This is a genomic window from Exiguobacterium alkaliphilum, from assembly GCF_018138125.1.
In the GTDB taxonomy this organism is placed as follows: Bacteria; Bacillota; Bacilli; order Exiguobacteriales; family Exiguobacteriaceae; genus Exiguobacterium; species Exiguobacterium alkaliphilum.
Genome location: NZ_CP073101.1, coordinates 1,968,241 through 1,992,997 on the forward strand (window position 1 = coordinate 1,968,241; position 24,757 = coordinate 1,992,997).

The following is a 24,757-nucleotide window of genomic DNA, read 5'->3' on the forward strand; positions in this document are numbered from 1 at the left end:
AGTAGTGTGTTAAATTTATCAAACGAAGCCGGTGCTGTCAACCGGTGAAATGGAAAGGATTTGTTACTCGATGATTGACTTTACCCATGATGGCCACATCCATACCCCATTTTGTCCGCACGGTTCGACGGATGCGTTAGAGGCATATGTAAAAGCCGCCCGCACGCGTGGTCTAAAGACGATCACGTTCACGGAGCACGCGCCGCTCCCGGCCGGATTTGTCGACCCGACGCCGGACCAAGACTCGGCGATGTCGCTCGAGACGCTCCCCGAATATCTGGATCAGGTCGCGCGGTTGAAACAAGCTTATGCCGACGTCCTGGATATCCGAGTCGGTTTAGAGATTGACTACCTGCCTGGTTTCGCGGAAGAGACGATCGCCTTACTCGAGCCGTTCGCAAACCGGCTGGATGAGACGATTCTGTCCCAGCACTTTCTGTTAGATGACGGCGACTATTTACCGGTCGACTTCTCGCTCGAGACGTTTGATGTGCTCGTGAAACGTCTCGGCTCGTTCGAGGCGGTCGTACGCGCTTATTACGAATCGCTAGAGGCCGGGCTTAGATTTGAATGGGAACGATTGAACGTGCGACGAATCGGACACTTGGATTTGCCGATCAAATACGAAAAACAATATGATTGGGAACGTGAACATGTCAAAGACATCGAGACGCGTCTGTTACGGACGATTCAAGTCCGCGGATTCGGTCTCGATTTGAACACAGCCGGTCTTCGGAAAGTGGATTGTGGGAAAGTCTATGCGGAAGCCGTCGCCGTCGACGCGATTGCGCTCGGCATTCCATTCGTCCTCGGTTCTGACGCCCACGTCGCGATGGATGTCGGCCGTGATTTTGAAGATATACAAAAAAAAGCCACGTTCCGTTGAACGTGGCTTCTTTAACAGCGATCTAGCTATCTAGATCCCCATGTTTGGTTGTCGATAACGATATGGCGTTCCATTTCTTCATCTATTGATAATAGTAACATACTGAATTCGTGATGCAAGTAAAAAATAAAAAAAGATGGCACAGAGGCCATCTTTATACCATCATCGCCGCATACAAGCCTTTCAACTCTTCCGTTGCCACCTCGTCCATCTGCAACGCCACAAGTTCGACGAATTGTAAGGCCGGGTCTGTGTCGCCTGACATGCGTACGATTTCGGCTGCCGCATCGTCAAGTGCGAGCAAGATGCCCGATACACCGAGTGTCGGATAGTAACGGAGTAGCGCGCGGACGTGCTTCATCTCCGAGATGTCGTTCCCGTTAATTTTGAGCGCCTTGACCGCCAATTCCTTATGCGTCCCGATCGCGAATTTATCTTCCCACACTTCTTCGAGTGTGATTAACGCTTCCACTTCATAGGCACCATCTGTGAAACGAACTAGTTTTTCCATGTTCCATATCCCCTCTCGTTAATCTACTTTCATTATAAAAGATGATGTCAGGAATAGATTGTGAAATATTGAACATTATGTGTAAACTTTGTCTCACTTGACGGACACAAATGGCTACAGGCCAAAAAAAGGCCCCTCCGAGGAGGGGCGAATAATGGAAGAGTAAAACACCATTGGCAGTACATTAATAATATAACACCGAATGTAAACGTTTACAATGTGTTTTTATAACTTTTTTCAAGCGGCAGATGAACGACCTCGATCCCGCTCTCTCGCATTAAATCGAGCCCGTCCCCATGCTCGTATCCAACGGCGTAGACGACACGTGCGACGCGGGCCGCAATCAAGGCGAGCGAACAGGCATGGCAGGGCGAGTGTGTGACGTATGCCGTCGCCCCGAACGCGTTCGTCGAATCGGCAGCGAGTTTTCCGATCGCATTGATCTCGGCATGAATCTCATGTTGCTTCGACCAATTGTGGTGCTCATATGGGTCCGCGCATTTAACAAATGTCACACCGTCATGTACGAGCTGGATTGCCGGCTCCATCAAATCGACGGCATCGTCATGTACATACTCCGCTCGCTTGTAAAAACCGTCCGCTCGTTTTAAAAAGATCTCGTTGCAGTTCGTGTGACCAGGCGGTGTCCCGTTCAACCCAATCGAAATCGGCTTCTCCGCCTTCACGATGACACAGGCGACACTTTTAGAGGCACATTTTGAATGCCTTTCAGCCATCATGTCAGCAAACTGTAACCACGTCTCATCCCACAATCGTTGTTTCTCCATATGTATCCTCCTTAAGGAAAAGGAAAGTCCGATTGCTCAGACTTTCCCGGGTCAATATCCTGTGTCTTTCGGTAACTCTTTGTTTTTCGCGGCAATCTCGATGACTTTCTCTTTCAACTCATGTTCCATCCGATCGAGTTCACGCTCGGCGTCACGACGCTTCTGCTTTCCTTCTTGCTGGATGCGGAGCGTCTCGTCAAGTGTCGACAAGAGGTTCTCGTGAGCCACTTTAAGCGACTCAACCGAGACGATCCCCTTCTCGTTCTCTTGAGCGATTTCAATCGAAGAATCTTTCAACATCTTCGAGTTTTGTTCGAGCAACTGGTTCGTCGTCTTCGTCACATCTTGTTGCATCCGGAGCGCCGTCTTCTGACGCGTCAAGCTGAGCGCGAGGACGACTTGGTTCTTCCAGAGCGGAATCGTGTTGACGACGGCCGACTCGATTTTTTCAGCTAAGATTTGGTTGTTTTGTTGAATGACACGGATTTGCGGCGCCATCTGTAGACTGATCGTACGGCTCAGTTTCAAGTCGTGTAGTTTCTTCTCGAAACGGTCGGCGAGTTGAATCATGTCGTTCAGCTGTTGCAACTTCACTTGATCTTTCGACACTTCGACTTCATGACGGAGCGGTGCGATTTCGTACTCACGGACGTGATCGAGTTTCGTCTCCCCTGCCGCGATGTAGACGTTCAGTTCTTCGAAGTATCGCTTGTTCTTATCGTACATCTGATCGAGCATCGTGATATCTTTCATCAACCCGAATTTGGCGCGGTCCAAGTTATGGATGACTTCTTCGAGATAGACGTTCATCTTCTCGAACTGGAGCTTATAGTTCTCCGCTTTCTTTTTAGCACGACCGATGAGTGGCAAGTTATCGACAAAGCTCTTTTTCTCAGGTTGAAGCATATCCGGGTCCATCTTGCGTACGTTTTGCATCAAGTCGGACAATAGCTTCCCGGCGTCGCCACCGTCTTTCATACGAACCTCTGTCAAGATTTGATCTGAGAATTGAGACAGCTCACGCTGGACGTTCGAGCCGAACAACATGACAGAGTCCGTCTTCTTTATATCAATCGACTCAGCGAGGCGGGTAATCCGCTCACGGTGCTGATCCGGCACGTCCGGTTTCGCTTGGATGGCAGGCACCTCGTGTTTCGCGGTCATTGCCGACCAGTCCATCGATGGGTCAGAAAATGATTCTGTCTCCGTCTTTGTCTTCGTCTCTGACGTGAGTTCTTCTTCTGGCCATGACTGCCAGTTCGTTTCATTCGATGAAGTCATGCTTTTTTCTCCCTTCAGGTTGATCGGCCAACACGCGTTCCATCATAATCAACTCGCGTTCGAAATCGACAGCGTCATCTTCAAGCAGACGACCGCGCTGTTCTTTGAACTTGTCGACGATGAGGCGCATATTCGTGATCAATTGCTCTCGTGTCTCTTCTTGAATGACGACACGTTTTCCTTCTAGCTCTTTAAACTTTAAGACGACAGACACGAGCGAGTCCAAATAGAACGTGAACAAGTCACGCACATGTTTGGCGTCTTGTGGGTTTTCGAATAGCTCGGCAAACAACTCGTGCGCTTCTTTCGAGACCGCCTTCATTTCACGACGCACCTCAAGGTCTTTTATGTCTGGGAGCACGCGGTCGATTTGTTGCAACTTCTCGTACCCTTGTTCGATGGTGCGCTGTAAGAACTGTAACTCTAAGTCGTCCGTCGCTTCGAATTGACGGACTGGTGCTGGCTCTTCGATCGGCTTTAAAATACGTGATCCGACGAATGTCTCTTCTTCGTCAAGTAGTAGTTTCTTTTTCGCTCGTTTGGCTATCGGCGCTGGATTTCGGTTCCGTCGCTTATTCGTCGACCATACTTCGTTCAAAACGAGCGCTCCGACAATGATGAATAGCCAAGAAAAATCGAATACACTGATGGCAAAATATAAAACTGCCCCGGTCAGGGCCCATTTCATCCATGTCTTCATTCGTTTCACCTCATCTCGTGATACTTCTATTGTACCTTACGTCACCATTCAAAAAAAGTTTCGTCATCTTTATAAGCTTACCATAATACACTTTTCACCTTCCTCGGTCGCAAGGACGAAAAAAAGCAAGGGAAATCCCCTTGCTTACATGTTAAACCACGTCGACACCATGACGATGGCGACCGTGACTGGAATGACATAACGAATCAAGAAACGCCATACCGGATAGAGTTTTTTGCCTGTGTCTGACGTTTGAATCTCTTCTTGTAAAATGCGTTGGTCGACGATATAACCAACGAAAATGGATGTGAGTAACGCACCTGTTGGCATTAAAATGTAGCTGACAACGTAATCCATCACATCGAAGAACGTCATTCCATCAAAGAATTGTAACTCGCTCATCACACCGAACGAGAGTGCAGACGGAATACCGACGGCGAAGACGCTGGCTGCAGCTAAAAGCGTCACGTTTCGTTTCGAAATAATCTCTTTCTTCTCATTCAGGCGGTCCGTCACCCCTGCAACGACGACTTCGAGCATCGCAATCGACGACGTGATTGAAGCAAACGTGAACAAGAGGAAGAACAAGACCATGAAGAATCCGCCGAGCGGCACTTGATTGAAGACGGCCGGCAAGACGACGAACAACAACGCTGGGCCTTCAGCCGGATCAAGTCCTGATGCGAACACCGCTGGGAAGATTGCAAGACCAGCAAGCAACGAGACCATAATATTCAACAGGACGATCATATTAGCCGAGCGATTAAGTGTGCCTTTCGTCTGGATGTAAGAGGCATACGTCAACATCGCCGCCACACCGAGCGAGAGCGAGAAGAACGCTTGACCGAGGGCAAACAATACCGAATCTCCTGTCAGGGCCGAGAAGTCCGGCTGCAAGAAGAAGCGGACCCCTTCCATCGCCCCGTCAAGCGTCAACGAACGGATGACGAGCACGATAAAGCTGACGAAGAGAAGCGGCATCAAAATCTTGCTCATGCGCTCGATTCCAGCTTCGACACCTTTTAAGACGATTAACAGCGTGATGAATAAGAATAAAAATTGTCCGAAGACCGCAATGCCTGGTGATGAGACGACGTCCCCGAAGACGGCACCAAACTCGTCAGGCGAACGACCGTTGAGCGTTCCACTTAAGCCGAGACCGACATAAATGAGTACCCAGCCGCCGATGACACTGTAGAATGAGAGCAGTAAGAAACATGCGATGACACCTAAGTACCCAATCAAGGACCAACGGCCGTGACCAAGTTTTTTGAAGGCGAGCAACGCCGTACGTTGTGTCGAGCGTCCGACGATGAATTCGCCGATTAATAGTGGTAGTCCGAGCAAGAGCGTAAATGCCAAAAACATGAGCAAAAAGGCGCCGCCTCCACTTGTGCCGGTTACGTATGGAAATTTCCAAATCGCTCCGAGACCGATTGCCGACCCTGCGGCCGCTAAGATGAATCCAATTTTTGAGGCGAACGAGTTTTGCGCCATTCCTATCCCTACTTCCTGTTTTCATTTCATTTTCATAATAATATTGAAATACTAACATGGTTCCCATATGAGAACAACAAAAAAAGAGAAAAGTCTGAATTCTTTTCTCTTTCCGTCTATGCTTCGCCTGCGACAAGAAACGTCAATTCTCTCGGGAGGACAGCGATCTGCAGTTCATTCGCCTCAAAATGTTCCCCATCCACATCGATGATTTGTGTATCCCGTAATCGCACGATCAAGTTACTCATCTGCAAGTGTATCCATTCGTCCGATGCCTGCTCGAGGCCAAACTGTTGCGCCAATAGTTGTCGAATCATCGGAAAGCCGATGGCGGAACTGTGGACGACTTCGACATAGCCGTCATTGAACGACTGTGTCTGTAACTTCGTCGGCACGGTCCCAAGGTAAGCGCCGTTGCCGATGTAGAGAAAACTGACCGGACCCTCATGAACGATCTTCCCATCCTGTTCGATTTGAAGGTCGAACGGGTCGGCTTCTCGAAACTGGCGAATCGTCGCTAAAAAATAACCGATGGACCCGAGCGATTCTTTTTGCAACGGATCGATTTGACGTGACGTATCGGCGATAAGGCCGACACCGATAAAATTCAGCCCATATCGGTCATTGACGCGCATGACGTCGACCGACTCGGCGTGACTCATCTTCAAAATCCGTGCGGCTTCGACGGGTTCGACCGGTAAATCGAGGGCACGTGCGAAATCGTTGCACGTGCCTCCCGGTATCAACCCGATTTTAGGCCGGTTTTTCCTATCAAGCTGCATCAATCCGTTGACGACTTCATGAAGCGTCCCGTCCCCACCGATGACGAGCAAATGGTCGTAACCACCGCTTGCCTCGGCGAAGCGACGCGCGTCCCCTTCTGCGTTCGTCTTCAATATATGAATTTCAGTGTAGAGCGACTCCACCGTGGCAATGACTTCGCCGAGCATCGTCTCATGCGTACCGGATGTCGGGTTTGAGATGACGAGCGCATTCATAAGAGCCCCGCTTGTTCTAAGAAATCTTTGGCGACATCATAGGCGCGCTCGTTTCCATAGGCGACGCGTCGGTTCAGTTCAGACATCTCCTCATCCGAAATGAGCCCGGCAAGCTGATTAAGCGCATCCTCGATTTCTGGATGTTCTTCGAGCGTCTCCGCCTTCATAAGAGGTGCCCCTTGATACGGCGGGAAGAACTGTTGATCGTCTTCTAAAACGACGAGGTCGTTCTCCGCGATATCCGGGTCGGTCGCATACGCATCGACTAAATTGACGTCCCCTCGCGAAATCGCCCGGTAACGCAGTTTTTGTTCCATTGATGTGACCGATGGGAAGTCAAGGCCGTACGCTTGTTGTAAGCCCGGATAGCCGTCTTCTCGATCCGTGAATTCGAGGGTGAAACCGGCACGGATGTCATTTTGGACGTTACGCAAATCTGAAATCGTATTGATGCTTTCCGACTCTGCATAGTCACGAGGAATCGCGATGGCATACGTATTGTTGAACTGCATCGGTTCGAGTAACACGTACCCGTCATCGGCGAGGGCGTCGCGTGCTTGTTCATACACTTCTTGTGCGTCGTTCGAGTTCGGTGTCTCATTGACGAGGCTCGCGAGTACCGTTCCCGTGAATTCAGGATAGATATCTACATCTCCACTTCGAAGAGCGCCCCAGACGAACGTCGTCTCACCAAAGTTCGGGCGGACCGAGACGCTCAGGTCCGTGTCTTCCTCAATGAGCAACTTGTACATATTCATCAAAATCTCCGGCTCAGGGCCTAGCTTCCCAGCCACGACGAGGTCGGTCTGCTGGGTGCGTCCGAACGCGAGTGGTGCCGCGATGATGAGCGCGAGAACCGCCGAGACGGCAATTAGTTTTGTCCGATTACGTGTCGCCGTCGCACCTTCCATCTGACGTAGTAAGAAATCAAACAAGAGCGCGAGGATTGCAGCGGGGATTGCCCCGAGCAAAATCAAGTAATTATCATTTCGGTTGATCCCGAGCAAGATTAGCGTCCCGAGCCCACCCGCCCCGACGAGCGCCGCGAGTGTGGCCGTCCCGACGATGAGGACCATCGCCGTCCGAATCCCGGCCATGATGACGGGGAGGGCGAGCGGGAGTTCCACTTTCATCAAACTTTGGTTCGGCTTCATCCCGCAGGCGCGGGCCGCCTCGAGGAGGGATTTATCCACTTCATTCAACCCGGTGAACGTATTGCGAAGAATCGGCAGTAGCGCATACAACACGAGGGCGATCGTGGCTGGTAACGCCCCGATGCCGACGAGTGGAATCATGAGACCGAGTAACGCCAAGGATGGAATCGTCTGGATGACGGCTGTGACGCCGATTGCCGTCTCCGCGACTTTTTTGCGCCGCGTCAGCCAAATCCCGAGTGGAACAGCAATCAAAACAGCAATCAAAAGCGAGACGACCGATAGTTGTAAATGCTCGACGAGCGCTTCAATCAGTTCTCCACGTCGATTTTGAAACGTTTCAAGCATCGACCTCACCTCTTCTTCGTTGAGTAAATTCAAGCACGAACGGGTCGTCGCTAGCACGAATCTCAGCCGGTGTTCCGACGACGACGAGTTGTCCGTCCCGCATGAGCGCGATCCGGTCACCGAGTTTCATCGCTTCTTCGATGTCGTGGGTGACGAACAAGATCGTCTTTCCGAGTTCATCGTTCAACCGTTTGACGTCATCTTGAAGCTGCCCCCGACTGATCGGGTCAAGCGCCGAGAACGGCTCATCCATGAGAATGACTTCAGGGTCAGCCGCAAGCGCCCGCAGTACACCGACACGTTGTTGTTGCCCACCGGATAGTTCGGTCGGTTTTTTCTCACGGAGCACCGGGTCGAGTCCGGCGATATTCATCAGTTCCGTGACGCGATCTTTCGTTTTTTGTTTCGGCCATTTCAATAAGTCGGGAACGACCGAGATGTTTTCTTCTACCGTTAAATGAGGGAATAAGGCAATCTGCTGGAGCACATAGCCGATATTGCGACGCAGTTCGTAAATATCGAACTGATAAATCTCTTTCCCGTCAATCAGGATTTTACCATCCGTATGATCGATGAGACGATTCACCATCTTCATCGTCGTCGTCTTGCCACATCCTGACGGCCCGATCAATACGAAGATCTCCCCTTTTTGTACCGTCAAATCTAAGTCTTTCACGGCCAATGTCCCATCGTCGTAACGCTTGGAAACATTTTGAAATTCTATCAACACAATCCCTCCTCGGCTCATTCCTGTTATGGAAAGTCAAATATTAGTATGCCCGAATAACGGCTCTTTTAAACAACAAAAGGTTCTCCCGAATGGAAGAACCTGTCTTGGTCGATTTAGTTGATGGTGACTTGGATATGACGGCGACCCCATTGGATGGCTTCATCTTTCGTATCGACGAGCAAATCGACAATGTTTCCTTTGATTCGACCGCCCGTATCGAGTGCGATCGCATCTCCGATCCCCTCAAGGTGTACGACTGAGCCGAGTGGGATGACCGAAGGGTCGACAGCGATGATTCGCATACCGTTGTAATAAATCGAGTCGGTCACGTCATGGCCCGTTGCCGTCAAGACACGGCCGTTGTATGAACCGTTGTCAGCAGCATCGTTCGTGTAGGCGGTCGATTCGACTTGCAGGACGTTCGTTGCGACTTTCATCGAGACCGGCCGCGCGCTTGGAGCCGCCTCCGCTTTTGCTTCTTCTTTCTCTGCACGTGCAGCTTCAGCTTCTTTCGCCGCTTTTTCTGCAGCCTGTTTCGCCTCACGCTCAGCTTCCTCTTCAGCTACTCGCTTCGCTCGTTCAGCCTCACGTTTCGCTTGCTCCGCTGCGCGTCGTTTCTCTTCTGCGAGCTGCGCTTCACGCTGACGCTTTTGTTCCGCTTCACGTTCCATCGCTTGGCGTTCTAGTTCAAGCGGGTTTTGGACAATCTTTTGTTCCGTGCCGATTCCGATTTGCGCGGCTTCAGTTGCGGACGCGACGGCGAATAAGCCTGTCATGGAGATGAAAAGGACGATCATATATTTAATGAATTGATTCATGGTTGATTAGCACCTTTCGCATTATGTAACGAACAGATCTTAATTTACCATGATTGGTCACACACGTGTGCGATTCATACCGAAGTGAAATATTCCTGACATATGACTTTTAAAATCGTTACAGATTGTAATATTTATATAAAACGGCGTCACAAAGCCATCAAACAAAAAAATTACAGAACCGTTACAACAAAGTGTGTAACGAATCTGTAATCTGTTTGCAAAACTTATTCGGCTTCGATTGGCCGCAACTCATGAGCTCGGACCATCCCCCAAGGAGCGATATCGACGTCGACTTCGAACGTTTTCGCGCCTCGGATCAAGTCGGCTTCATCGTCCGTCACTCGATAAGAGCTCAAATCGTCGACATAAACTCGGCGATCGAAATAGTTCGCTCGAATCCCGCCGAAGAACGGTCTCGAACTGACGCGGTCAACCGTCGCATATCCGTCCTCTCCGGCTTTGAACGTCACATAGACGGTACCAGATTCGACGTCTTGACGTCCTTCGAACGCGTCATACTCTAAATAAATCGAGTCCCCGAAAAACGGGTCATACGGCTCATAAGAAGTCGCCTTGAACGTATACGTCTGACCGAACCACGAGACCGCATAGACGAGCAAGACGAATCCGACGGCGATGAGCACTTGTATAATCGGTAAGAGCCAAGGTGTCATGCGTTTCATGTCCGTACATCCCCTCTCGTCCGGTTACGCCACCACAGAGCGAGCGACAATCCGAATACGATGAGCGCCCCGATCAAGAAGAAGAGCGAGATGTCGAGACGATCCCACACGTAAATGAAGTAAATCGTCATTTGAACGATTAAAAAATAGATGAAAGCGAGCACAATCGGTTTACGTTGATGGTCTTGCCAGACGAGGTAACCGAGCGCGACGACTTCGAGTAGGACGGCGAGCAGAATACCTGAATCGTTGAATAATGAGAACGGGATGACAGCAAGCAGACTCACCCACATCAGCTCAGGACGCCGGTGCAATAAATAAATCCCGACGAGAGCGGCCGATATGACCGTCGCTTCAATGACGGACGGTGGACGCTGGGACAGCCATCCTTCCGTCGCATTGATGAGATAGCCAATCGAGAGGATTGCTGCGACGAACAAGTACAAATAGTTCCATTGCGCACGTTCACGATAGATGAGAAACAGCACATGCATGATGACGAGTGCCCATAACGGCCAAAAGCGACCCTCATAGTTCGCGTATTGTCCGATTATGATGAGAAGGCCGTAGAAACCAAACCACGCGAAGATGCGGTCAAGCTCATGATTGGTGTAGTGGAACCAAACCCACGTGATGATGAGACCGAGCAAGATGAGCGTCAAGCCGATGCCTTGAAAGCTGTTCGTAATCGCCATAAACCCTCCGAGTGCCGCGATGAACGTGAAAATCGGATGTTGATAGATGAGCCGATGCAACACGGCGATACCGAACATGAGCCAAAACAAGAGCGGGAGTTGCGAGGACAAGTTATACGTCGTGAAGATGACGATCATTGTCGCAACGAAGAAGACGATGCCGAGGACACGGAACAATGTCACAAAGCGCTGTGCCCGTGTCTTCACTTGTTCGGCCGCCACATACATGCCGACCATGATAACGAGAAAAATCGCCACTTTTAGAAGGTCCGGGATGGCCTGCCAATTCGCAGCGACAAAACTGAACAGACTGAGCGCAAGTAAAATCGAACCGATGATCACGAGGATTGGCGGGTTGTGTTCTCGCTTGTCACGTACCGCCAATCGTTCATGTTCATAATCGACGAGCCGTTGCCCCGTCGCTTCATCCAACAACCCAGCCTCTTTCCATTCACGTACTTTTTTGTCAATGGACACCGGAATCATCCCTTTCGGATCAAAGGTCAGCTAGCGCGTTCAATCAATTCCAATTCTGATTTGAGTAAAACTTGTTTTTCAAATTCAAGTCCTAACTGTTGAAATTCTTCCATGATGGAAACGTCCCCGATGACTGTATTGGTCAGTACGGCAGTCACTTCCGCGACCCATCCTTCACGCGTTGATTTTACGATATCACCCACAACGAATTCTACAGACACACCCATTCACTTCCAATCTTAAATTTGTTTCTATCATTATAACGAAATTATATCCGTTTGAATACGTTTTCTTTTATGTGTTTAATGAATTGTGACAATATTTTTCCAGTAAGTCCCCAAATAATGTAGTCCTCATGTTCATAAAAAGGTTCTCTCATTTTAATTACCCGTTTTTCGTACGCTTTAGCATTCGCCATCCGGTCAAACGGAATATTTTGATCCGGATTCATCGTCCACTCCATCTCGCCGTGGAACGGGTCGATGTAAAGCAACGTTTCGACCGGGACCGTGAAGAGATGGTCGACTTCATCTGTCAGCTTGACGTCCGGCACGACAGGGATGATCCCGACGAACGGATAAATCAATTGACGATGCGGCGTCGCAAGCGGTTGCAGACGGCCGATGACTTCGATGTCTGCCTGCGGGAGCGTCAACTCTTCGCTCGTTTCACGGATGGCGGCTTCAAGCGGCGTCTCCCCTTGGTCCAACCGCCCGCCTGGGAACGCGATTTCTCCTGGTTGTCGCCGCATCGTATGAGCACGGACTTCAAAGACGACGTGCCACACCCCATCGACTTCGGTTAACGGAATTAAGACCGCCGCCGTCTGTTCATAATTCTCTTCCATTGAGAAGCTGTCACGCAGCTGAGTTTCATTGATTGACGAATCCTTCATTCCGAGTCACCTCACTCCTTATGTTTTCTACACTTCCACCGTTGTCTCCTCGTTTAAACGTGCCCAATGTCGGAAATATCAATATTAACGATAGGAGATGGTAGATGTGGACCAACAAGTAGACGTTTTGATTGTCGGTGCGGGCCCGACCGGCCTCACCCTCGCCTTGACCCTTGCTCGTTATGGGATCTCGTTCGAGATTATCGACCGCAAGACGACCCCGTCGAACAATTCGCGGGCAATCGGGATTCAACCGCGGACGATTGAGGTGTTCTCACGGCTCGACGTCGCTAAAGAGGTGCTCGATCGCGCTCGCACGATCGAGAAAGGAAACCTTTACTTTTCCGGGCAGTGGACAGCCAAGCTAGAGTTTTCAAGGCTTGTCACCCCTTACCCGTTCGTGACGCTGCTTCGTCAGAATGAGACGGAAGCGATTCTTGAACAAGCGCTCAATCGTCACGGCCACTTCGTGCGAAGAGGTGAGTCGCTCATCTCGCTCACCCATTATCCGTCACGTGTACTCGCCCATCTCGAGGGCGACACCCCGCGGACGATTGAAGCGAAGTACGTCGTCGCGGCCGACGGTGCGAACAGCTCGATTCGTCGGATGCTCGCCTTGCCGTTCAGCGGCAAATCGTTCAAAGAGTCTTGGGTGCTCGCGGACATGAAGGCGAGATGGAATATCTCACGTGAGGAAGTGCATATCTTCTTTTCAAACCGTGGGGTGCTCGAAGTGTTCCCGTTGACAGACGATACGATTCGAATCACCGGGAACCTCGCAAACGACGAATCGTTCGACGAGTCAAAATTACGTGAATTGGTCGAACAACGGAGCCATATGCCCGTCGAAATCGATGAAGTCGAATGGTTCTCCTTGTTCCGGGTTCACAACCGGATGGTGGACGCGTTCATTCATAACCGGGTCATCTTGATGGGGGATGCGGCACACATCAACTCACCTGTCGGCGGGCAAGGGATGAACACCGGGATTGCCGACTCGTTCAACCTCGGTTGGAAACTATGGCTCCACCTGAAGGCCGGTGCCTCTTTTGGTGTCGTTTCGACGTATCGGGACGAACGGGAACACGTCGCGCGGAACGTCCTGCAGACGACGAACGTCGCGACCGAAGTGTTGCAGACGACGTTACCGATGCTTTTGCCGTTTCAAGCGCTCGGTGCGGACGTCTTCACCCGCGTCAACTTAATCAACCAAAAGATCACGGAACGTATTGCCCAGCTCCATCTCTCGTATCCGTCCCACTCCCGAATCCCGTTTCAACGAGTCGCGGAAGGGAAAATCTTCCCTGAAATCGAAATGATTCGAACGGATGACGGGATGCGCCAGAAGATTTCAGAAGTCGCGGACGGACGGTTCCAAGTACTCGTCCTCGATGACGGGTCCCGCGATTCGGCAGCACTGTACGACTATTTGAATGAGCATCAATCCTTTTTCCAAATCATCACGCTGTCGAAGACGAGCCGTCCCTTCTTCGACCAGGGCAACGAACTCGCCAAGTCGTTCTTCATGCGACGAGGCGTCCTCGTCATCCGCCCGGACGGCTATCTCCTCCATAAGCAACGGCATTTACGTCTCGCTCCGCTCCAAGAGAAGATGAGCGACTGGCTCCCGTTCGCATGACGCAGAAACGCTCGACTCTCAATTGGAGTCGAGCGTTTCTTTGTTGTAATACAAGATGCCCGGGGCAGAGAGCGTCAAATCATAAAACGCCTCGAACGCCTCGATGTCTTCAAGTTTTCGGAAATCGACCTTATTCGTCTCGCTGTTTGGGATGGCGACGATAATCCCTTCCGCCGTCGACTTGATCATCCCAGTCTGACCGTTATGGATTCGGATATAGAGCACATGTTCCTTCTCGAGCAGTTGAACCGCCTCGCGGCGTGATTGAATAGACGTTTTCACAAAATCCCCCTCTTCTTCTTTGAGTATACCGGGGAAAGTCGGTTGCTTTCAACCGTCGACCTCGATAAACTATTGTAAAGAAGGGGTGGAAGCTGTGGATATGGTTTGGACTGATGTTAGGACTTTAATGATTGTCGTGCTCGGTACGCTATTTGTCATTCTCGTAGCGGTTCGCACGATTCGGAACGTACGTTGGGTCCGTTTTGGCGAGGCGTTCGGGAAACAAGGCGAGGCATTGCTTGAGGATTATGCGTACTTGACCGAGAAAGGCATCGAGTGTCGGGTCGAACAAGGCTTGCCGACAGGACGGTTGTTTCGACCGCTCGCTAAAAACTTAGACGACCGGGTCGCGCTTTTCGTACATCGAAAAGATGAGGCCGCGGCGCGGAAATTGCTCAAATAAAACAACACCCTATCGCAGCGGGCTCAAGAGGCCCGGTTGCGATAGGGTGTTTATTTATGTACTTGTCGCTCTGAACAATAGTACGCGATTTGTTTGATGGTCGGCTCCGTCAACAGTTCGAGCTTCGTCTTAGAGATGACGTCGTCGACGATTTCGAACGACGATGCGCAGTTCGCGCGAAGTCGTTCGACCTTCAGTCGGCTCGTCTCGGGGAAAATCAGGAACGACGTGACCGGCACGGCTTGTCCGCACTGTCTTTTCAAACGACCACGGATTTGTTTCGTGATACCATCGAGCTCTTGAATCGGATGTGGGTGGATGGTCTTCCAACCGAGCGATGTCTCGTGACGGCATTCCCGATTCGACATGTGAACGGCCGAAGTCGTCCGATTGACTTGAACCAAAAACACACCTTTTGGCCCGACGAGGACGTAGTCGAACAACGTTGCATCCATCTCGACATGCTCAATCATCATCCAATCAAACCGGCACGTTTGCCGTAAAATCTCGACAAGCTCCTCAGTGTACGATTTAGCCGGTTCAATCACTTCCACTTTCGTGCGGAACAATCCTTTCGTCTGTCGTTTTTCCGGTTCTTTCGGTGCGGCCGTCAACACGTGCAACATCGCATCCACCTCCTCTCCTTATTCGCTCGGTCCGACTTGCTTGCCGAAGACGGCTTTTTCCAAGTTTGAAATACGTCGCAGCATATCATAGTTCGAGGCGACCGGTTGTGACGCTTTCACCGGTTCGCCTTGATCGCTCGATCCGCGGCGGAGCGACTCATTCTCTTGACGTAAGCGTTCGATTTCTTTCGCCATCTTCTCATAGTCACGGATGACGACGTCGAGAAATTGGTCGACCTCTTCTTGCGAATACCCACGGAGGGCTGTCTTGAATTCTTGTTTATAAATCACTTCTGCTGTTAATTCCGTTTGCATCGTCTTCACTCCCATTGTTGTTCCCATTGTTTTTCTTCTTCAATGACCCGTAAGTCCTCAGGTGTAATCAAGAATAGCTCCATATGCTGTTTCCGTTTTGCCCCTTCGACGAGAAATCGAGGGCTTCCCCCCGTCTCTTCGTCAAACAAGCTGATGAGTCCTGCTGCTTTATCCAAAAAGAATGCAGTTTTTGCCCGAAGTTGGCTCGGGTCCTCATACGGACGTTGGGTCAACGGCTCAAAGAAATCCGCTTCGAGCTGAAGTTGGATGAACAGCTCCTGCTCATACGGCTTATACCGCTCCTCCATTTCCAAAAATGGAGGAAATACGGCAATCTTGATTGGATACGTTTCCCTTAACTCTAACAATACTTGTCCAGCCCACAATTCACAACCGTTTGTCCCACTAAAGATGAACCATTCCCCACCGAGCTCAATCGCTTCTACGATTTTGCGGCGATACGCCTCCTGAATGATTTCGATCCCTGGATGGTCGGCTTTGAAGATTCCTAGCTCATGCGGGCGATAACCGGTAATCGCGACGACTTTCATAAGCGCTTCCTTTCTAACCGGGCGAGCCGGTGTTGTAATTCACGTTGGGCACGGAATGCCGTCTGCTTCAACACCGTCCGCCTTGCTTCGACGAGTTCGAGGGCACGATTCGTATAGACGATGGCACGGTCGATGTCTTTTGTCTGATGCTCAGCATGCTTGGCGAGTTCCGTTAGCGATTCGATGGAACCGACTTGTTCAAACAACGGCAACGCCTCGTCGATTTTACCGGTGCGCTTTAAAAGCATCGCCTGACGCATTTTCGCCAGTTTCGACGGGTTATCGAGTTGCGCGTACGTCTTCAAGGCCGCATCCTCATTTCCGAGGTCGCTCAACCAGTGCGCCCGCTCTTCCCCGAACATTAACCCATCGCCTTCGACGAGATGCGTGAGGCGGGTGTAGAGCGAAACGAGGCTCAAACAGTCGGCATGATGGTGTTCGATGACCGGACGTAAAATGTCCGGTTCTCGTTCTTTCACGTATTGGAAATAATGCATCGGGGCCAAAAAGCCCGGTAAGTCGTCAACGCGTTCATGCCCGAAGTGGGCTTCGACCGCCTTCAACGAAACAGATTCGAGCGTCGGTTTTAACAGCCGTCTCGATGCGTGCAACAAATCGACGTGTCCGACTGCTGGGAGTTCCTTCACTTTCGACTTCACGAACGTATGGCGTGTCTTGATTTGCGGCCAGTCAAACGACTTTCCGTTATAGGTGACGAAGCGGACCTCATCACCGATATCGTTCAAGAAATGATAATAAAACGCCGTCTCAAACGCCGGGTGGGGCAACACATACTGCACCATCTCGAGATGCCCTTCATGGATGCGGGCAAACCCGATTAAAAAGATGGACGTCCCCGACCCTCGTAGCCCGGTCGTCTCCGTATCCATGAACAGCACGCGATCGGTCGGGACGTCCACCGCAAAAAACGGATGCGTCGCCTCACGGACGGCTCGTCGAGCTTCTCCATATGTGAAGTCGTGATACATCGACTCGAGCGGATACATCTCTTTCAAGCGGACGCACCATTCTTTTTCGAACGTCAAAATCTCCCCACCGAGCGCCTTCCATTTCGCTTGTTCGACATCATCAGGCGTTTCGATTTGTTCTTTCGTTTCTGTCGTTTTAATCAAACGTGCTAATTTTGCTTTCATATCGTTCCTTTCAAGGCATGCAACTGATTGACGACCTGCTGTTTGAAGTCCCCGTAGCCGACCATCCCGACACAACTCGGACAGCCGCTCGCACAAGGGCAATCCTCGACGGTGCGCACTGCCGCCTCAAGGACAGCGTCGGCGTCACGATAGAGCGCCTCGCTCAACCCGATTCCGCCCGGATAACGGTCATACAGGAAGACGGTCGGTTTCGACGTATGGGTCGCCTTCATTTGAAGCGTCGTGAACAAGTCATGGCTGTCACACATGAGATATAACGGGGCGAGACGGCGTAACAAGTCACTCACCGCCTCGAGCTGGTCTTCCATATCAGCTTCCGAGTATGCGTAGCGCTCATCGAGCGTGAACCAAGTCGCCGTCGTGTGTAGCTCGCGTTCCGGCAGATGAATCGGGCCAGATCCGATATTCTCATGCGTCCCGAACTTGATTTTTTTGAACAACGTGGCCATCGCGATGACCGAAACCTCGCCAAACGTCTTCACTCCGTCCGATTTGTTCTCTTCTAGCACTTTCAGTTCGACAGCCAAGTTCGCGTCGGTGTAATAATCGACATCGACTTGCCGCACGTACGCCTTCTTCTCTTCGAAGTCGAGCTTTTCGACTTGATATTGTTCGGCACCATGCAAATAAATGGCTTCGTCATGCAACAACGTCATCGCGCTGAACGTATCCATCTCGCCGATGACGGCGTGTTTGGCCGTCTGGTCGACGATGACGACGTTTTCCTGATCCGACGTACGGAGTGAAATCTCGTGGGCCGGGAACGAATCCGTCATCCAGTAGTACTTATCGGCCCGCTCATGGAGGACTTGGGCGTCCGTCAAGAAATCGAGGATGTCTTCCGTGTCGACCGTCCCGAACCGTTCTCCTTTATGGAACGGCAACTCGAACGCCGCACACTTCAAATGATCGACGAGGATGATGAGATTGTTCGGGTCGAGTCGCGCCGCCTCCGGTGAACGATCCAAAATCAAATCGGGTTGCTCGACGACGAGCTGGTCGAGCGAGGACGACGAGGCGACGAAGATGACGAGCGACTCCGAATGCCGTCGGCCGGCCCGTCCGGCTTGTTGCCAAAGCGAGGCGACGGTACCGGGATACCCGTTCAAGACACACGCTTCCAATTGCCCGATATCGACGCCGAGTTCGAGCGCGTTCGTCGAGACGACCGCTCGAATCTCCCCGTCGCGGAGCCGGCGTTCGATTTCACGGCGTTCGGACGGCAAATAGCCGCCGCGATATCCGACAATCGACTTCGGTCCGAGCTCACGCCGTGTCAACTCTTGGAGATACGTCAACAGCACCTCGACGCGGACGCGGGAGCGGGCGAAAACGATCGTTTGAATGTCGGCCTCGACGAGCTTTGACGCGATCCGCTTCGTCTCGAGCGTGGCGCTACGGCGGATGCCGAGCGCCTCATTGACGACAGGCGGGTTATAGAAAATTAAATGCTTCTTTCCTTGTGGCGCACCGTTTTGGTCGACGAGGACGACATCTTCCTCGGTCAACCGTTCGGCCAACTCGACCGGGTTCGCAATCGTCGCCGACGTCATGATCCACTTCGGATGGCTCCCGTAATAGGCGCAAATCCGCTTCAGCCGTCGGAAGACGTTCGCGACGTGACTGCCGAATACGCCGCGGTACGTATGAAGCTCATCGACGACGATATACTCCAAGTTCTCGAACAAGCGAATCCACTTCGTATGGTGCGGCAAGATTCCCGAATGGAGCATGTCTGGATTTGTGATGACAATGTTACCGGCATCACGTACTTTCGTCCGAGCTGCCGGTGCCGTATCCCCGTCATAGGTGAAGCAGCGCAAGTCGCCTTCGAGCGCCTCGACCATCGACATGAGGTCGGTGTTTTGATCTTGAGCGAGCGCTTTGGTCGGATATAAGTAAAGCGCCCGGGCCGTCGGCTTCTCAATCATTTTTGAGAGCACCGGCAAATTGTAACAGAGCGTTTTCCCCGAAGCGGTCGGGGTGACGACGACCGTGGAATGGCCGCGTGCCGTCTGTTTAATCGCTTCGGCTTGGTGTGTGTACAACTTGTCGATGCCGCGCTCGTTCAAGACGCGCACGAGGTCGCGTGGAACGCTTGCCGGAATGTCCGCGAACTTTGCGGGACGGGCGTCGACCGTATGCCAGTTCGTGACATGACTATTGAAGCCTGGGTCGGTCTTGAGCGTTTCAATCATCTCTTCGACGGAACGCTTCTTTCGCATAAACTCACCTTCTCCTATCAAGAATTCGAAGGTGCAAGACGCTCCACGATGTCTTTCACTTGCCCGATCCGTTCGTCGCGAACGAGGCGATGAACGGCCGGCAACCGGAGCACTTCCATCGTGTTGAATGCGGCCGCCACATGTTCGTTCTCTTCCTCGAGGCGCTTGATCGCATCGTCATATAACAGATGCGTCGATCGGCCGAACAGGACGATGGTATGTAGCTTCGTGCATTTCGAATGGACCGCCTGTAAATGTTTCGTGTAGCGTTGCACCGCTTTATAGTAGTCATCGTGCGCCACGAGCGCACGACGTTTTCCGCGCAATAGTTCAGGATAAAATCGTTCGTCACCGAGAAACATCGTCTCGATCCCGATTCGTTTTAAATGCGAATGGCCCGCCGCGAGCGCGACGTCTCGATCATCCAACAAACGTCCAAACGGGATGGACTCCCCGAGGAGGAGGCGTCCCATCTTCAAACCGTTGACACCGTGAAGCGGGAGACCTTCGTCATCCTCTTGCAGTCGATCGATTACAAATAACACTTTCATCTTACGTTTAAGAGAGAGTTGTACCATTTGTCACCATCCTATTCGCTTTTTTTTCATTATAGCAAACGGAACAGAAAAACAGGGCGATTTCAATCGCCCTGTGCGTGTTATTCATTGTTGCGGTCACTGTTTCCGTTCTCACGTCCACCGTTCCCATTGCCGCGGTTCTCGTTTGAGTCAGACGATTCTGAGTTGGACTGCCGTTCAAGGTCTGTTCCCGACTCTTCTTCCGCTGGAGGTTCTTCCTCCGTTGCCGGTTCTTCCGTCGTCTCTCCCGAGTCGCTGTTGTTGCCGTTATTGCCATTGTTGCCGTTATTATTGCCGTTGTTACCGTTCCCGTTATTGTCGTTCGACTGTTCCTCTTCGGTCGGCTCTTCAGCCGGCTGTTCCGTTTCCGGTTCCTCTTCTTCTTCAGCCGGTTCTTGATTACGTTGAACCGTATACTGGGTTTGAAGCGGGCTCGACTGTTGCTCGCCGACGAGCGGATTCGTCGCCGTCGCGACAATCGTAAACGTGGTCGTCCCGTTCGTCAGACCAGAGATGTCGACACTCGTGTCTGACGTCGTGGCGACGACGCGCTCACTTCCGTCCGGTCGTTTCTCCGTCACGGTGAACGAAAGGTTTTGATACCCGTCCGCTTGCACCGCTTCCGTATTATACGACCATGTCAACGTGCCGCGGTCCGCCGGGATGTCGTAATTGATCGACGCGCCGGTCGGTGCCGGGAGCTTGTCCGGTTCGAGGTCTTTCGGCTTCGTCCCTTTGACGTACAGCTCGTTCCCGAGCGACAATACCGACTCCGGTTGCTGGAACGCTGCCGGACGACCGTTCGCGTTCGTCACTTCTTGCATCATATACTCGAAGTAGAACTGCGCGTAGTTCGGACTCATTACCCTTTCAGCCGTCTCGTTTGAACGACCGGTCCAGACGGAAATCGAGTAGTCGGTCGTATAGCCGGTGAACCATTTATCCATATCTTTGTTCGTCGTACCGGTCTTACCGGCGACGTCATACGGGAAGGCACCTGGTTGATACGTCCCGATTGAGGTGCTGACGACGTCACGGAGCATGTCTGTGAGCATGTACGCCGTATAGTCTTCCATCGCTTGTTTCGCTTTCACCGGCGAGTTGATCGTCGAGCCGTCATTGAACTCGATTTTTTGAATCAAGTGCGGCTTCGTGTACATCCCGTTCGTCCCGAGTGCAGCGTAAGCGGCCGCCATCTGCGACGTGCTCGCCTCGGCCGTACCGAGCGCGTTCGAGGCGTTCATCTCGTCGCCAGACATCGACGGTTCGATTCCGACGTTTTCGACGAACGATTTGATTGCATCTTGACCGAACTCGTCACGTACTTCATAAAAGGCGCGGACGGCCGGTGTGTTCGCTGAGATTGTCAAGAAGTAGCGCATCGTATTCGAGCCACGATACCCTTCATAGTAGTTGATTGGATTGTAATCTTCGTCTTCGAACGGGGCGTCACGGAGTACTTTCCCCGTCGACCATTGGCCGTTCTCAATCCCAGGGCCGTAGTCGAAGAACGGTTTCGCCGTCGACCCGATTTGGCGCTTTTCGCGTGAGAAGTCACGATAGTTTTTGTCACCTTGCTCCGCTTGTTGGCTGTCAATCAAGGCGACGATTTCACCCGTCTTCGTATTGAGGACGGTCGCCCCCATCCGTAGGTCTTCCGGGAAGACGTTTTCGACGTTCATGAAATCGACGTTGTTCGATTTGATGTCGTTGTTGAACTTCGTATGCAAGTCTTTATCGATTGACGTATACACTTTGAGCCCTGCGCCATAAATGTCTGCCTGTTCGAGGCCATAGTCTTCCTCGAGCTCGGCTTGGACGCGCGCATAAATCGCACGCGTGTACGACTCGCCGTCCGTCTGTGGTGCCGGCGAGATGACGTCCGCGATCTCGACGTTGAGCGCTTCATTGTATTGCTCTTCCGTGATATGACCGTCACGCTTCATCGCGGCGAGCACTTGCTCTTGACGATAACGCGTCAGTTCTTGGTCACCACTGATTGGGTCATATGCGCTCGGACGCTGTGGCAGACCGGCGAGGATTGCGGCTTCCTGATAGTTCACTTCCGATACAGGCTTGTTGAAGTAAGCCTTTGAAGCCGACTGTACCCCGTATCCGCCTGAACCGTAATAGTTGATGTTCAAGTACATTTCGAGAATCTGCTCTTTTGAATATTCACGTTCGAGTTTGATGGCGAGCCATTGCTCTTGAATCTTCCGCTTCATACTCTTCTCACTCGTGAGCATCGATTGTTTGATCAGCTGTTGCGTAATCGTCGAGCCACCCTCGGACCCGAACCCGCTCGTCAAGTTGGCGAGGACCGCCCCGCCGATTCGGCGGATGTCGATTCCGTTATGTTCGTAGAAACGACGGTCTTCAATCGAGACGACCGCTTGTTGCATCACTTCAGAGATATCATTGATTGACACGTATTCGCGAACTTGGCCGCTTTCGAGCGGTTCCCCATTCGCTGAGATCAGTTGAATCGGATACGTCTTCACCAACTTCTCTTCGTCGAGCGGTGGTGCGGTCGCGATTGCATAGGCGGAATACGCGCCCGCCGCGACAACGCCGATAATGAATAGTAATGTTGCGAGTAAAAGAATACGGCGCCAGATCGGCTTCTTCGTTTTCGGTTTTGACTGTTTCGTCGTCTGTTTACGTTTATTGGTCGTCGTGTCTTGCCGACGTGCCACCCGACTTCGTTCCATTCATGATTCACTCCTTCTATTTCAATCGAGCCATGCTTCTAGCGCCGCCAAATAATCGACGGCCGGCATCGCCCGGGTTGGAACTTCGATTGCATGTTGTTCAATGAAGCTGAGCGGGATTGATTTTCGTCCCGTCTCACGTTGTGCCCACCAGTCTAACAACTGGTCTGCTGACAGCACATATTGCGTATTATAGCGGCTAAACCGGATGATGACAAAGCAAATCCCTCCATGTTTCATACAATCACGCATGTGTGTGATTTGATGGTCATGAAAGTTACCGAGTGGGAACGACGTCTTATTGTTCGTCTCTTTCGCTTCGAAATCGATATATTTGCCGCGATACACCCCGTTATAGTCGGTCGTCGACGCTTGTTTGAAATACGCTTCCGTCACTTTCGCGGCGCTCCGTTTCGGATAATCGACTTTGACGATCTGTAGTGGCGTCGGTTTCTTATGGATGACCGCCTTGCCGTGGATTCGATAATACTCGTTCGTCTCGTTGAGCAGCGTCTCTAAGTTCATGCCTCGGTTCGCATACGTCGGACGCTCCGAGCGAATCGGTGCCCGACTGTCGGTTGATGCTTTCTTTCCGTTCGGATAGTGGAACATGTCGTCACCCCTACAACTCATTTTAGCAGGTTGGCCCACTCGTTCCTTCCGTCTAAGGTCTGATTGTCGAGTTCTGTCGCTCGACTGTCTCGTGGATTTTCCGCAATGCATATCGTACCAAACTCTTGTATGTTAAACTAGTATGTAGTGTATTGTGTAGTCAAATTGACACAAGCTTGTTATCATGCTACTAAATACTTTTCTACAATAAGTCTTCTACTAGTTAACCCTTTCATCAATCCGATAAACACGATTGATGAAACTTTTAAAAAATAGAGGCGCTTGAGATGAAAGAGATAAAGCTGTGTTGGAGGGGTACGATGGATAACGGAAAGAAGTACGTGATGTTTGTCGATGAGACGGGTACACCGAAGGGAAATACGCAATTTAATTTGACGGGTGTCCTCATGGAATACAAGTATGCGATTGACGCCGACGAGGCCGGAATGCCGTGCGAGCTGAAACGTCGTCTTCACGCGTTCAAGCGAGACGTGTTCAAAACGGAAAACATCCCGCTTCATCTGAAAGAGATTTTAAAGGCCGAGCATCCTTACGGAAAAGAGGATGGGATCACGATCGATATGCTCCGTGACTTCTGGAACAAGTTGCCGGACTTCTTGCGTGACATCGACTGTACAATCGTCAGCGTCGAAGTCGATAAACAGAAGTTACAAGACTTTTACTCGACACCGAAAGATCCTTATGTCGTCGCGTTCGCGCACTTGATGAAGTCGTTTTACGCGTTTTTAGAAGAGACCGAGGCGGTCAGTGCTCGCGTCGTACTCGAATCGCGTGACGATTATCAAAATTTGCTCATTCAAAAGGCATTCTTTGACATTTTTAACTCTGGAACGGTTCACCTCGATGTCGAAAAAAGTCGACAAAAAATCAAAGGCTTCATCTTCTCTGAGAAGCAAAATACGATTTATCAGTCCGGTCTCGAAATCGCAGATCTCGTCTGTCTGCCACTCTCGCGCGTTCGCCGCGGGGTCATCGAAGTCAAACCACGGTTCGTCCATTATGGGGATGAGAACCGCATCTTTAAAGCAATCAAGGACAAGATTTACATCCGTAAAGAAAGTCCGGACCAAGATTTCCGCAACTGGGGCTTCAAAAAAGTCCCGATTACGAAAAAACGCCGCGAATGGAGCGACCATCCGTGGAATCACTAAAAAC

Annotated in this window: 25 protein-coding genes and 1 pseudogene; 4 read left to right on the forward strand and 22 right to left on the reverse strand. The window is 51.3% G+C overall.

The window, feature by feature from the left end:
* Nucleotides 1-70 precede the first annotated feature (70 nt).
* Nucleotides 71-886 carry a histidinol-phosphatase HisJ gene (gene hisJ, locus KB235_RS10170; protein WP_034815246.1) on the forward strand — a complete coding sequence of 272 codons (816 nt, stop codon included), beginning with the start codon at nucleotides 71-73 and terminating at the stop codon, nucleotides 884-886.
* Nucleotides 887-1,040: 154 nt separating this feature from the next.
* Here hisJ and KB235_RS10175 read toward each other — a convergent pair whose 3' ends face one another.
* The 13 genes and pseudogenes from KB235_RS10175 to KB235_RS10235 form a co-directional block, all read right to left on the reverse strand.
* Nucleotides 1,041-1,397: a hypothetical protein gene (locus KB235_RS10175; RefSeq protein WP_211779589.1), complete on the reverse strand. Its 357-nt coding sequence runs from the start codon at nucleotides 1,395-1,397 to the stop codon at nucleotides 1,041-1,043.
* A gap of 212 nt (nucleotides 1,398-1,609) precedes the next feature.
* Nucleotides 1,610-2,185 (reverse strand): deoxycytidylate deaminase, encoded by a 576-nt coding sequence (locus KB235_RS10180; protein WP_211779590.1) that lies wholly within the window; start codon nucleotides 2,183-2,185, stop codon nucleotides 1,610-1,612.
* 51 nt (nucleotides 2,186-2,236) lie between these two features.
* Nucleotides 2,237-3,466 (reverse strand): toxic anion resistance protein, encoded by a 1,230-nt coding sequence (locus tag KB235_RS10185; protein WP_034815239.1) that lies wholly within the window; start codon nucleotides 3,464-3,466, stop codon nucleotides 2,237-2,239.
* Nucleotides 3,450-4,166 (reverse strand): 5-bromo-4-chloroindolyl phosphate hydrolysis family protein, encoded by a 717-nt coding sequence (locus KB235_RS10190; RefSeq protein WP_034804896.1) that lies wholly within the window; start codon nucleotides 4,164-4,166, stop codon nucleotides 3,450-3,452. Before KB235_RS10190 ends, KB235_RS10185 begins: the two co-directional genes overlap by 17 nt.
* Before the next feature lie 144 nt (nucleotides 4,167-4,310).
* Complete coding sequence (locus tag KB235_RS10195; RefSeq protein WP_211779591.1) at nucleotides 4,311-5,663, reverse strand: sodium-dependent transporter; 1,353 nt, start codon at nucleotides 5,661-5,663, stop codon at nucleotides 4,311-4,313.
* 116 nt (nucleotides 5,664-5,779) lie between these two features.
* Nucleotides 5,780-6,661, reverse strand: coding sequence for a diacylglycerol/lipid kinase family protein (locus tag KB235_RS10200; RefSeq protein WP_211779592.1), 882 nt, complete (start codon nucleotides 6,659-6,661; stop codon nucleotides 5,780-5,782).
* Nucleotides 6,658-8,163 (reverse strand): ABC transporter permease/substrate-binding protein, encoded by a 1,506-nt coding sequence (locus KB235_RS10205; RefSeq protein WP_211779593.1) that lies wholly within the window; start codon nucleotides 8,161-8,163, stop codon nucleotides 6,658-6,660. Before KB235_RS10205 ends, KB235_RS10200 begins: the two co-directional genes overlap by 4 nt.
* A gap of 13 nt (nucleotides 8,164-8,176) precedes the next feature.
* A pseudogene (locus KB235_RS10210) lies at nucleotides 8,177-8,890 on the reverse strand (ABC transporter ATP-binding protein); the annotation flags it as partial.
* A gap of 116 nt (nucleotides 8,891-9,006) precedes the next feature.
* Nucleotides 9,007-9,711, reverse strand: coding sequence for a 3D domain-containing protein (locus tag KB235_RS10215; RefSeq protein WP_211779594.1), 705 nt, complete (start codon nucleotides 9,709-9,711; stop codon nucleotides 9,007-9,009).
* 227 nt (nucleotides 9,712-9,938) lie between these two features.
* Complete coding sequence (locus KB235_RS10220; RefSeq protein ID WP_034804911.1) at nucleotides 9,939-10,397, reverse strand: GDYXXLXY domain-containing protein; 459 nt, start codon at nucleotides 10,395-10,397, stop codon at nucleotides 9,939-9,941.
* On the reverse strand, nucleotides 10,394-11,578 hold the full coding sequence (locus KB235_RS10225; RefSeq protein ID WP_211779595.1) for a DUF2157 domain-containing protein: 1,185 nt from the start codon (nucleotides 11,576-11,578) through the stop codon (nucleotides 10,394-10,396). Before KB235_RS10225 ends, KB235_RS10220 begins: the two co-directional genes overlap by 4 nt.
* A 17-nt stretch (nucleotides 11,579-11,595) precedes the next feature.
* Nucleotides 11,596-11,796 (reverse strand): DUF2187 family protein, encoded by a 201-nt coding sequence (locus tag KB235_RS10230; protein ID WP_034804917.1) that lies wholly within the window; start codon nucleotides 11,794-11,796, stop codon nucleotides 11,596-11,598.
* A gap of 41 nt (nucleotides 11,797-11,837) precedes the next feature.
* On the reverse strand, nucleotides 11,838-12,464 hold the full coding sequence (locus tag KB235_RS10235; protein ID WP_051622512.1) for an NUDIX hydrolase: 627 nt from the start codon (nucleotides 12,462-12,464) through the stop codon (nucleotides 11,838-11,840).
* A gap of 97 nt (nucleotides 12,465-12,561) precedes the next feature.
* Between KB235_RS10235 and KB235_RS10240 the strand changes: the two genes are divergently transcribed.
* Nucleotides 12,562-14,103, forward strand: a complete 1,542-nt coding sequence (locus KB235_RS10240) for an FAD-dependent monooxygenase (protein WP_051690257.1) — start codon at nucleotides 12,562-12,564, stop codon at nucleotides 14,101-14,103.
* A gap of 18 nt (nucleotides 14,104-14,121) precedes the next feature.
* Here the strand turns inward: KB235_RS10240 and KB235_RS10245 are convergent, their stop codons facing one another.
* Nucleotides 14,122-14,385, reverse strand: coding sequence for a hypothetical protein (locus KB235_RS10245; protein ID WP_034804921.1), 264 nt, complete (start codon nucleotides 14,383-14,385; stop codon nucleotides 14,122-14,124).
* Nucleotides 14,386-14,485: 100 nt separating this feature from the next.
* Between KB235_RS10245 and KB235_RS10250 the strand changes: the two genes are divergently transcribed.
* Nucleotides 14,486-14,788, forward strand: a complete 303-nt coding sequence (locus KB235_RS10250; protein ID WP_246514187.1) for a hypothetical protein — start codon at nucleotides 14,486-14,488, stop codon at nucleotides 14,786-14,788.
* 50 nt (nucleotides 14,789-14,838) lie between these two features.
* Here the strand turns inward: KB235_RS10250 and KB235_RS10255 are convergent, their stop codons facing one another.
* From KB235_RS10255 to recU, 8 genes are all read right to left on the reverse strand, one after another.
* Nucleotides 14,839-15,414, reverse strand: coding sequence for an NERD domain-containing protein (locus KB235_RS10255; protein ID WP_034804925.1), 576 nt, complete (start codon nucleotides 15,412-15,414; stop codon nucleotides 14,839-14,841).
* An 18-nt stretch (nucleotides 15,415-15,432) separates the two neighbouring features.
* The gene (gene gpsB / locus KB235_RS10260) at nucleotides 15,433-15,729 is read right to left on the reverse strand and encodes a cell division regulator GpsB (RefSeq protein WP_246514188.1); all 297 of its coding nucleotides are present in this window, start codon (nucleotides 15,727-15,729) and stop codon (nucleotides 15,433-15,435) included.
* A 5-nt stretch (nucleotides 15,730-15,734) separates the two neighbouring features.
* The gene (locus KB235_RS10265) at nucleotides 15,735-16,280 is read right to left on the reverse strand and encodes an SLOG family protein (protein WP_034815216.1); all 546 of its coding nucleotides are present in this window, start codon (nucleotides 16,278-16,280) and stop codon (nucleotides 15,735-15,737) included.
* Nucleotides 16,277-17,434 (reverse strand): ribonuclease H-like domain-containing protein, encoded by a 1,158-nt coding sequence (locus KB235_RS10270; RefSeq protein ID WP_211779596.1) that lies wholly within the window; start codon nucleotides 17,432-17,434, stop codon nucleotides 16,277-16,279. The genes KB235_RS10265 and KB235_RS10270 overlap by 4 nt, the downstream gene beginning before the upstream one ends.
* On the reverse strand, nucleotides 17,431-19,680 hold the full coding sequence (locus KB235_RS10275) for a DEAD/DEAH box helicase (protein WP_034804932.1): 2,250 nt from the start codon (nucleotides 19,678-19,680) through the stop codon (nucleotides 17,431-17,433). The genes KB235_RS10270 and KB235_RS10275 overlap by 4 nt, the downstream gene beginning before the upstream one ends.
* 17 nt (nucleotides 19,681-19,697) lie before the next feature.
* Nucleotides 19,698-20,258 (reverse strand): hypothetical protein, encoded by a 561-nt coding sequence (locus KB235_RS10280; RefSeq protein WP_235193374.1) that lies wholly within the window; start codon nucleotides 20,256-20,258, stop codon nucleotides 19,698-19,700.
* 80 nt (nucleotides 20,259-20,338) lie between these two features.
* Entirely contained in the window at nucleotides 20,339-22,969 is a 2,631-nt protein-coding gene (locus KB235_RS10285) for a transglycosylase domain-containing protein (protein WP_211779597.1), read from the reverse strand.
* A 21-nt stretch (nucleotides 22,970-22,990) separates the two neighbouring features.
* Nucleotides 22,991-23,581, reverse strand: a complete 591-nt coding sequence (gene recU / locus KB235_RS10290) for a Holliday junction resolvase RecU (protein ID WP_034815212.1) — start codon at nucleotides 23,579-23,581, stop codon at nucleotides 22,991-22,993.
* Between the two features lie 320 nt (nucleotides 23,582-23,901).
* Here recU and KB235_RS10295 point away from each other — a divergent pair, with 320 nt between their 5' ends.
* Entirely contained in the window at nucleotides 23,902-24,753 is an 852-nt protein-coding gene (locus tag KB235_RS10295) for a DUF3800 domain-containing protein (protein WP_246514189.1), read from the forward strand.
* Nucleotides 24,754-24,757: the final 4 nt, after the last annotated feature.

Coding starts and splice junctions, on each gene's coding strand:
- KB235_RS10285 (WP_211779597.1), bottom strand. CDS start 22,969: ATGGAACGAAGTCGGGTGGCACGTCGGCAAGACACGACGACCAATAAA.
- KB235_RS10235 (WP_051622512.1), bottom strand. CDS start 12,464: ATGAAGGATTCGTCAATCAATGAAACTCAGCTGCGTGACAGCTTCTCA.
- hisJ (WP_034815246.1), top strand. CDS start 71: ATGATTGACTTTACCCATGATGGCCACATCCATACCCCATTTTGTCCG.
- KB235_RS10225 (WP_211779595.1), bottom strand. CDS start 11,578: ATGATTCCGGTGTCCATTGACAAAAAAGTACGTGAATGGAAAGAGGCT.
- KB235_RS10195 (WP_211779591.1), bottom strand. CDS start 5,663: ATGGCGCAAAACTCGTTCGCCTCAAAAATTGGATTCATCTTAGCGGCC.
- KB235_RS10215 (WP_211779594.1), bottom strand. CDS start 9,711: ATGAATCAATTCATTAAATATATGATCGTCCTTTTCATCTCCATGACA.
- recU (WP_034815212.1), bottom strand. CDS start 23,581: ATGTTCCACTATCCGAACGGAAAGAAAGCATCAACCGACAGTCGGGCA.
- KB235_RS10220 (WP_034804911.1), bottom strand. CDS start 10,397: ATGAAACGCATGACACCTTGGCTCTTACCGATTATACAAGTGCTCATC.
- KB235_RS10250 (WP_246514187.1), top strand. CDS start 14,486: ATGGTTTGGACTGATGTTAGGACTTTAATGATTGTCGTGCTCGGTACG.
- KB235_RS10185 (WP_034815239.1), bottom strand. CDS start 3,466: ATGACTTCATCGAATGAAACGAACTGGCAGTCATGGCCAGAAGAAGAA.
- KB235_RS10280 (WP_235193374.1), bottom strand. CDS start 20,258: ATGGTACAACTCTCTCTTAAACGTAAGATGAAAGTGTTATTTGTAATC.
- KB235_RS10240 (WP_051690257.1), top strand. CDS start 12,562: ATGGTAGATGTGGACCAACAAGTAGACGTTTTGATTGTCGGTGCGGGC.
- KB235_RS10190 (WP_034804896.1), bottom strand. CDS start 4,166: ATGAAGACATGGATGAAATGGGCCCTGACCGGGGCAGTTTTATATTTT.
- gpsB (WP_246514188.1), bottom strand. CDS start 15,729: ATGCAAACGGAATTAACAGCAGAAGTGATTTATAAACAAGAATTCAAG.
- KB235_RS10255 (WP_034804925.1), bottom strand. CDS start 15,414: ATGTTGCACGTGTTGACGGCCGCACCGAAAGAACCGGAAAAACGACAG.
- KB235_RS10230 (WP_034804917.1), bottom strand. CDS start 11,796: ATGGGTGTGTCTGTAGAATTCGTTGTGGGTGATATCGTAAAATCAACG.
- KB235_RS10175 (WP_211779589.1), bottom strand. CDS start 1,397: ATGGAAAAACTAGTTCGTTTCACAGATGGTGCCTATGAAGTGGAAGCG.
- KB235_RS10275 (WP_034804932.1), bottom strand. CDS start 19,680: ATGCGAAAGAAGCGTTCCGTCGAAGAGATGATTGAAACGCTCAAGACC.
- KB235_RS10295 (WP_246514189.1), top strand. CDS start 23,902: ATGGATAACGGAAAGAAGTACGTGATGTTTGTCGATGAGACGGGTACA.
- KB235_RS10205 (WP_211779593.1), bottom strand. CDS start 8,163: ATGCTTGAAACGTTTCAAAATCGACGTGGAGAACTGATTGAAGCGCTC.
- KB235_RS10180 (WP_211779590.1), bottom strand. CDS start 2,185: ATGGAGAAACAACGATTGTGGGATGAGACGTGGTTACAGTTTGCTGAC.
- KB235_RS10270 (WP_211779596.1), bottom strand. CDS start 17,434: ATGAAAGCAAAATTAGCACGTTTGATTAAAACGACAGAAACGAAAGAA.
- KB235_RS10265 (WP_034815216.1), bottom strand. CDS start 16,280: ATGAAAGTCGTCGCGATTACCGGTTATCGCCCGCATGAGCTAGGAATC.
- KB235_RS10200 (WP_211779592.1), bottom strand. CDS start 6,661: ATGAATGCGCTCGTCATCTCAAACCCGACATCCGGTACGCATGAGACG.